Raw genomic sequence first — 7,455 nt, forward strand, 5'->3', positions numbered from 1 at the left:
CAATTAGCCTTGGCAGCAAACAAATCTCAGCGTAACGAACTCAGAGAACAAGCCAATCAAGAAAAGGCATTGGGGAATCTAGAGTCAGCAGCGAATTTGCTCAAACAACTGGGCAATCAAAGCAGCCAAGAGAAACGCGACTTAAAAGCACTTAGAATCGAGTGGAAACAAAAGATCGCAGAACGCCAGTCGCAAGTTGATGCTATCGAAAGCGAACTCACGAGCCGCAAGCAAGAGTACCAAGCGATCTCAGCCGAATTAGAAGCGCAACGGTTGTCTCATTATCGCTTTAACAACCAAGCTCTCGAATCAAAGAACCTGCTTGAATTGTTAGATGGCAAAGACGCTCTTGAAGGCTCTGGCGACTGCTGCCTACCTAAGCTGCTTAATTTTGCTTTTGAACACGGCTTTCAGCCATTAGCATTGTCTGAGTTTTGGTGGGGATTGCCTCCAACGGCTGTCATTCGCCAGCACGCAAACCTGTACCCGGTTTGCCAAAGTAAAAGCTTCGAGATCCTCGACCACCAGCTAAACGGCATCGAATTAGAAGAGAACCCGCTTATCGTGAACCCTGCGGTTGGTAAGTCGTTTGATATTGTCTATGAAGATGACGAGATCGTGGTGGTGAATAAACCCGAGGAGTTCTTGTCGGTTCCTGGTAAGTTTATCGAAGACTCTGTTTATACCCGTATTAAAGCGCGTTATCCCGATGCAACAGGCCCTTTGATTATCCATCGATTGGACATGTCGACGTCAGGCTTATTGATCTTGGCGCTGACCGCAGAGTCCAATAAACACATCCAGAAGCAGTTCATTGATAGAACCGTAGAGAAACGATATATAGCTCTGTTAGATGGTGAAATCGACGGCAAATCTGGCGATATCAGCTTGCCCTTGCGCGGCGACATAACAGACAGACCAAGACAATTGGTTTGCCATGAACATGGACGTAATGCTGAAACTCATTGGGAAGCGGTCAGCACCAACAATGGCAAAACCAAGGTTCACTTGTACCCTAAAACAGGACGAACCCACCAGCTGCGCGTACACTGTGCTCACCCGTCAGGCCTTGGTGTACCGATTCGTGGTGACGACTTATACGGATACAAACGTGAGCGTTTACACCTTCACGCTGGCTACTTAAAACTGATTCACCCAACAACCGGTGAATGGCTCGAGTTTGAAGTGCCTTCTGAGTTCTAAACCGTTTCCATTTGGTAGGGCTTCGTGCCCTACTCTTATTTCCTTTGCCTCTCATAGCTATCGCTACATGTCGAATAAACTTAGTACGATGCAATGACCAAGAAGCCAGAACCCAACAGAGTAACCATCGCGGGAATACCATCCTTCCACGTATCGAATCTCAAATGAAAGTAAATCGCCCCTAGTGAAGTACTCGCTAATATCAAACCTCCCATCAGTTGCGTATGTTCAGGTGCTAAACCAACCAAAGCACAGAGCAACAATACAGCTCCAGTAAACTCAACCATGCCAACTAGAAACATGATGACGCGATTTAATCCATAGCTTTTAAAAAAGCCAAGCTGGATTTCAAACACTTTCTTTTGCCAAGCAATTGTCTTGATTGAACTCGCCAATAAAAAGAACACCACTAGTAATACACTCACTACTGTACTCATGTTGCCACCTTTCTTAAGAATCATTAACGTAGTGGAATCATTTAACCATTCATAAATAGAACGATAAATGCTAGTTTTATGATAGTTAGGATTCCAATTTGGAATGATTGGGTTTAGGTACAAGATATAGGACAACTAGAATGGATAAAATTGAGTGTATTCGTATCTTCGTGGAAACTGCGCAGCTGAACAGTTTTACTGCTACTGCCAATAAACTCGACGTGACACAAAGTGCCGTAAGTAAAAAGATTGCGTGGTTAGAAAGTGATTTAGGAATGACGCTGTTTCAGCGAAACAGTCGCAAAATATCCCTAACCCATGCAGGCAAAGACTACCTGACTTATTGCTCCCGTTTACTCGAAGAGATGTCTACCATAGAAAGTAGGCTCAAGCGTGAAACAGAATCCGTGGAAGGTGAGCTTAAGATATCTGCGCCAAGTGCTTTTTCATCGATGTTACTCAGTGAGCCGCTTCAAGCTTTCATTGAACAGCACCCAGGTATCCGCATTAACCTCAGCATCGATGACCGCATCGTCAACCTTAATGAACACAATATTGATGTTGCCATCCGCGCGTCACAACTCAAAGACTCAGGGCTAAAAGCACGCTTCTTGTTTAACAACAAAGTTCACTACTTCGCATCACCAGATTATCTAGAAAAACAAGGGATTCCTCTGTATCCACAAGATTTGAGCGAACACCAATGCTTAACCTACTCCCTGATGAGCCCTGCGAATGAATGGCGTTTTACCGACAAGAGCGACAAAACTAATACCATTAAAGTAAATCAAATATTCACTTCAGATAGCCCAGATATGCTACTTAAAATGGCTCGACAAGGTTTAGGTATTGTTGCTTTACCGGATTGGATGGGCAAAGAGTATGTTGAGAAAGGAGAACTAAAAAGGTTATTGGAAGATTGGAGTAATAACCAGCTACCAATGTACGTGGTGTATCATGCGAGCGATTATTTGCCCCAAAGAATCCGAGTGTTTATCGATTTTCTTGCGAAGTATTTGAGCGCAAGGAATAGTTAAAGCTCTAAGAACAGTTAGAGCTCAACTAACATCGATAGCTAAGATAAAGTCTTAACCCATTACATCCTTGCGCTGATCAACACATTCAAAAGAGGCCATTTCGAATTCACGACAGATCCAAGGTCGGTTTTCGTAAATAGTACACATCAGTGTTTCTCTATCTACAGCAGAACACCAACCGTCGTCGAGTCGCAACATCGTTTCGCCGCCCCATTCATCATAAGCGATATGCTCTTCAGGTACGCCTGTATCTGTGATGATCATAACCTCTAAACGACAACAGCATGCCTGACAATTAGCACATGTTACTTCGGGTTCGGTTACGTTCTTTATCTCAATCGTCATAAGTGACTACGCTGCTAAATTTTGCGTATAGTAATCGAAACCGACCGCTACGGCTAATAAAGATAGTGCGGCGCAGTGTTTTGATTGATGTAGAAATAAAAATAGGCGCTGTGATTTACTCACAACACCCATACTATTTATGGTTTTCCATCGCGACTTGTCGCCACTATCTCGCTTTACAACAGACTAGCCTCGATTTAGAACAGACTAGCGAAAAATAGCTTTACGTAGTCCATCAAGCGTTTGAACAAGCCAGCCTGCTCTACCGCTTCCAACGCGATCAAAGGTTGAGTTTGAACATCTTCACCATCAACGGTGTAATGAACAACGCCTAAGGTTTGGCCTTCTGAAATCGGGGCTTTCAGTTCAGATATTAGTTCAATCGATGCCGTTAACTTTTTGCTGTCTGACTTAGGCAGCGTAATAAACGTATCTTCTGCAACGCCTAGCTTCAACGTATCTTGAGCACCAAACCACACCTTCTCTTCAGCGACTTGGTCACCGCCTTGATGAGGGTTTAGCGTATCGAAGAAACGAAAACCATAGCTCAACAATTGTTTGCTGTCTGACTCACGACTCTTAACGCTTGATGCGCCCATCACAACCGCAATAAGTCTCATCTCACCTTGTGTCGCCGAACTCGCTAAACTGTAGCCGGCACCAGAGGTGTAGCCTGTTTTCATGCCATCGACCGTCAAGCTTCTATCACGTAATAAGCCATTGCGGTTGTGTTGTGTAATCTTGTTGTAGCTAAACGAGCGTTCGCTGTATAAACCATACACATCCGGTAAATCGCGAATAATCGCACGGCCTAATAGAGCGATATCATAAGGCGTTGAATAGAGATCGTCCGCATCTAAACCATGTGCATTCGCAAAATGGGTATTTTCCAGTTTTAGCGAAGCTGCCCAAGAGTTCATCAAGTCAACAAATGCATCTTGTGAGCCAGCAACATGTTCTGCAATCGCAACACTCGCATCGTTCCCTGATTGAATAATCAAGCCACGGTAAAGATCCATCATCGCGACATCAGTGTTCACTTCGATGAACATTTTTGAAGAATCAGGGAAGTTTTTCGCCCATGCGTTTTCGCTAATTCGCACCTGATCATCCGCAGAGATGTTACCTCGTTTCATCTCTTGTCCAGCCACATAACTGGTCATAAGCTTGGTTAAACTCGCTGGGTTCAACTTAGTGTGTGCGTTTTTTTCTACCAGCACATCACCAGAGTTAAAATCAATTAACACATACCCTTTTGCGCCTAGGCTAGGTGGGCTTGGTACTATAGAAGGTGCCGCGACAGCAGTATTTGCTACGATCGCTGCGTTACTTACAATGAACATACTTAATAGAGGGAGAGAGTATTTTGAGAACCGTTTCATTGAATTAAACCTAAGTTAACGTTTTGTTCAGTATAGACAAATGCTAGCAAAAGAAGCGCGAACTTTACGTTGCTTTACGTATTTGTACGGTTCGTTACAAATAAAAAAGTATAATCTGCGACCTGTCCGTTTTTTGCACAAAAACGATTGACTCAATGAATGCATTCAACACTTCGCTTTACCTCTCGGGCATACGTCTAAATAACATTTCAACAAAGCCCATAACCCGCTGTTTGCTTTCGCTCGGCTCTAAATCAGGTTGGATACCAGACTGCGCCAGTGCTTGCCACTGTATAACTTCCGAATTAGGAACAAAAAAAGCAATATACAAAGATCCTTTCTCGCTTACCTTTCCATCATCACTATAAAATGGCACACCTGTAGATAGCTGAATCGCATCAAAGATCGATTCATCGTTCAGTTCAGATTCTTCAGCTAATCCAAAACCCACTACGACATCACCAGCCCCGGATTTCAACTGATAACCTTTCAATGAAAGTTGTTCTTTAATCGCTTCGCGTACAAGATCAGTGACGACCGTCTTGTCATATTTTTCAGAAAGGTACACTTGCTCTGATTCGGGATGCCATGAGTACGTGACTACCCCATGCTTCATGAAATCAAAGTCACCACTGGTCACCACGCCATAATTGTGAGTTGGAGTCGTTTCATTGGTTGTACACGCTGTCAGTCCAATCGCTATCAAAGCCAACAACGCGACTTTATTTACGCCTTTTGTTGCACATATGAATCGTTTTATCATTCGCGGCTTCCTTTCCTATACAAGAATAATTATCAATTTGACCTTCAACATAAACAGTAATTATATTAATAGAAAGATCATTAAACGTTTGCGTAATCGCTAACCTTCACTTCTACTCATTTTGGGGGTTTAACCACAGAAATAGACTCGGTATAGTAAACTTAGTTAAACATAACCAAACCATTCGGGGCACGGAGCTTCCTCAATCATCTCATGAAGAGAAGAATTGGTACCGATAAAGCATCGGCAAATTTAAGAGGGTCACACAATGGAATTCAATATGGTTGAAATTTTAGGTTACGCGGCATCTATTATGGTCGCAATTTCATTAACAATGAAAGATATCGTGCGTCTGCGTGTCCTTAACTTTGTTGGCTGTACTCTATTCACAGCATACGGCGTTATGATTGATGCATGGCCAGTGGTTGCAACCAACGGTTTCATCGCTTGTGTGAACATCTACTTCCTTGCAAAAATGCAAAAGGAAAAAAAAAATGAAGCGATGAAAGCAGCAAAAGCTTAGATTAACGGCTAGCACTTTCAAACAATTCTAAAAAAGCCCAAATAGAACGTTCTATTTGGGCTTTTTCATGCTTATCAATTTTAGAAAACTTCAATGACAGACAATACGATATTGACTCTCTCTGTATACCTGTGTGTTATTGCGTCCATTCTTTTTCGCTTGATAAAGTGCTTTGTCAGCTTGGTCTATCGTGCCTTCTATGTGGAACAGTGCATTTGCATAGCGACACCCAACACTGACCGTTACAGGTAACACTAACCCCTCAATTTTTTCGACGCTACGCCTAAGCTCTTCCGACAACTCGTACAATTGATATTCATTGCAATCAAAAGTCACAAAGATAAATTCCTCACCGCCATAGCGAGCAATTAGACGATTTTCATTTGCAAATTGCTTCAATACTTTTGCAACGGCACAGATCACTCTATCGCCTTCATTATGCCCGTGTAGATCGTTTACCGATTTAAAATGGTCAATATCTAGAAGAATGATACCAACACCTTTTAACGGATAAGGCGAACACTCTAAAATTCTCATCTTAACCTGAGAAATAAAGTCCCGCCGATTACTCAACCCCGTAAGATAATCTAAGCTAGCTACATCTAAGATCTTTAAATGACGGTGCCGCAGGTAAAGCACCAAAACGGCGATGATGCTAAGCAAACTTATAACCAAGGTCATCAAACTAACTAGCAATAAACTGTGGTTCTTATTGAGCTCTTGCTCCAAAACTCCAGCAGAAATGATCCAATTCAGATATGGGTAGAACTTATAGAAAATGTTTTTGTTTGTCGTACCGTTGTCATCTGAAATTGAGTAACTAAAATGCCCTTCAGGCTCAGCAACGACCTTATCGATGAGCAACTCTGATGAATAACCAATTAAGGCTTTCAAGTGTTCGTGTTCAAAATTGGGTCGGAGGACTAGCTCGCCTTGCAAATCAACAATATATACATAACCACTATCGCCATATGAATACTTTCTTAGTTTATCTTTAAGCGCTTCGAGATCGACCAAGTACATGAGTTCATCTTTATAAGTGGTCGCCACCAATGTATTACCACTCGGTAGCCTCACTGAATACGCGACCTTCGCACGCTTGCCGACTTCATGTGGATTAGCATGAGAATACTGAGTCATTCCAGACTTTGAGGTCAGTTGCGTTTGAATATGGGTTAAATGCGCGCGATTTTGCCCTTGTAAAAACGGATGATACAGGTGGACACCTTGTGGTGACATCAAATAGATATAACCTGACTCTCCAATCACCAATTCGTTAGCAATTCGGATGACTTCTTTAACTTCTTGTTCTGGAGTGACACCTAGTGTGTGAGAAGCGACAGTATCAGTCACACCTTTGAGATAGGTTTTAATAGCTTCGTTAACGGTAGTATCTACGATGTCGTAGCTTGCGTTTACAATAGTACGGAAGAAGAATTGATTAGACTCTAAAAGTGATTCTTTGGTTCGGTTAAATTGAATAGCGGAGAGGACCAGAGATACTAGGGCCAACACGATGGAAAAGTTGAGGATATACTTACGTCTTACTTTCAAAATTACCTCATAGCTTTTAAATTTTAGGTAACGCTAATGTTCTTATAAGCAGACTGTTTTATATCACATTTATCTATTTTACTGAACGATAGTCGATATTAATAGCGCCCTTCATGTGCAATCTGTGACTTATAGCAAAAACGCCGAACTGGATTCAGTTCGGCGTTTTGATTTTACGTTTAAATTGATAACTTAATTTATACTAAAGCCC

The 7,455-nt window shown here is 42.2% G+C and carries 8 protein-coding genes; 3 read left to right on the forward strand and 5 right to left on the reverse strand.

Translation table 11 applies throughout. The features are described 5' to 3' along the window. Nucleotides 1-1,203: pseudouridine synthase (locus tag AB4496_RS20055; protein ID WP_372131730.1), on the forward strand; the 1,203-nt coding region annotated here is incomplete at its 5' end. Nucleotides 1,204-1,283: 80 nt separating this feature from the next. Here AB4496_RS20055 and AB4496_RS20060 read toward each other — a convergent pair. Continuing rightward, nucleotides 1,284-1,664 carry a DoxX family protein gene (locus AB4496_RS20060; protein WP_009845495.1) on the reverse strand — a complete coding sequence of 127 codons (381 nt, stop codon included), beginning with the start codon at nucleotides 1,662-1,664 and terminating at the stop codon, nucleotides 1,284-1,286. A 116-nt stretch (nucleotides 1,665-1,780) separates the two neighbouring features. Between AB4496_RS20060 and AB4496_RS20065 the strand changes: the two genes are divergently transcribed. Then, the gene (locus AB4496_RS20065) at nucleotides 1,781-2,677 is read left to right on the forward strand and encodes a LysR family transcriptional regulator (RefSeq protein WP_009845496.1); all 897 of its coding nucleotides are present in this window, start codon (nucleotides 1,781-1,783) and stop codon (nucleotides 2,675-2,677) included. A gap of 51 nt (nucleotides 2,678-2,728) precedes the next feature. On the opposite strand, the gene AB4496_RS20070 is transcribed toward AB4496_RS20065, so the two are convergent. The 3 genes from AB4496_RS20070 to AB4496_RS20080 form a co-directional block, all read right to left on the reverse strand. After that, nucleotides 2,729-3,022 carry a YkgJ family cysteine cluster protein gene (locus AB4496_RS20070; RefSeq protein ID WP_012600484.1) on the reverse strand — a complete coding sequence of 98 codons (294 nt, stop codon included), beginning with the start codon at nucleotides 3,020-3,022 and terminating at the stop codon, nucleotides 2,729-2,731. 197 nt (nucleotides 3,023-3,219) lie between these two features. After that, entirely contained in the window at nucleotides 3,220-4,404 is a 1,185-nt protein-coding gene (locus tag AB4496_RS20075; protein WP_017097507.1) for a D-alanyl-D-alanine carboxypeptidase family protein, read from the reverse strand. A gap of 178 nt (nucleotides 4,405-4,582) precedes the next feature. Then, nucleotides 4,583-5,167 (reverse strand): DUF4136 domain-containing protein, encoded by a 585-nt coding sequence (locus AB4496_RS20080; RefSeq protein WP_009845499.1) that lies wholly within the window; start codon nucleotides 5,165-5,167, stop codon nucleotides 4,583-4,585. Between the two features lie 268 nt (nucleotides 5,168-5,435). Between AB4496_RS20080 and AB4496_RS20085 the strand changes: the two genes are divergently transcribed. Further along, entirely contained in the window at nucleotides 5,436-5,690 is a 255-nt protein-coding gene (locus tag AB4496_RS20085; protein ID WP_009845500.1) for a YgjV family protein, read from the forward strand. Nucleotides 5,691-5,780: 90 nt separating this feature from the next. On the opposite strand, the gene AB4496_RS20090 is transcribed toward AB4496_RS20085, so the two are convergent. Then, nucleotides 5,781-7,244, reverse strand: coding sequence for a sensor domain-containing diguanylate cyclase (locus AB4496_RS20090; protein WP_102258324.1), 1,464 nt, complete (start codon nucleotides 7,242-7,244; stop codon nucleotides 5,781-5,783). Nucleotides 7,245-7,455: the final 211 nt, after the last annotated feature.

It is taken from the genome of Vibrio sp. 10N.222.46.A1, assembly GCF_041473595.1.
Classification (GTDB): domain Bacteria; phylum Pseudomonadota; class Gammaproteobacteria; order Enterobacterales; family Vibrionaceae; genus Vibrio; species Vibrio tasmaniensis_A.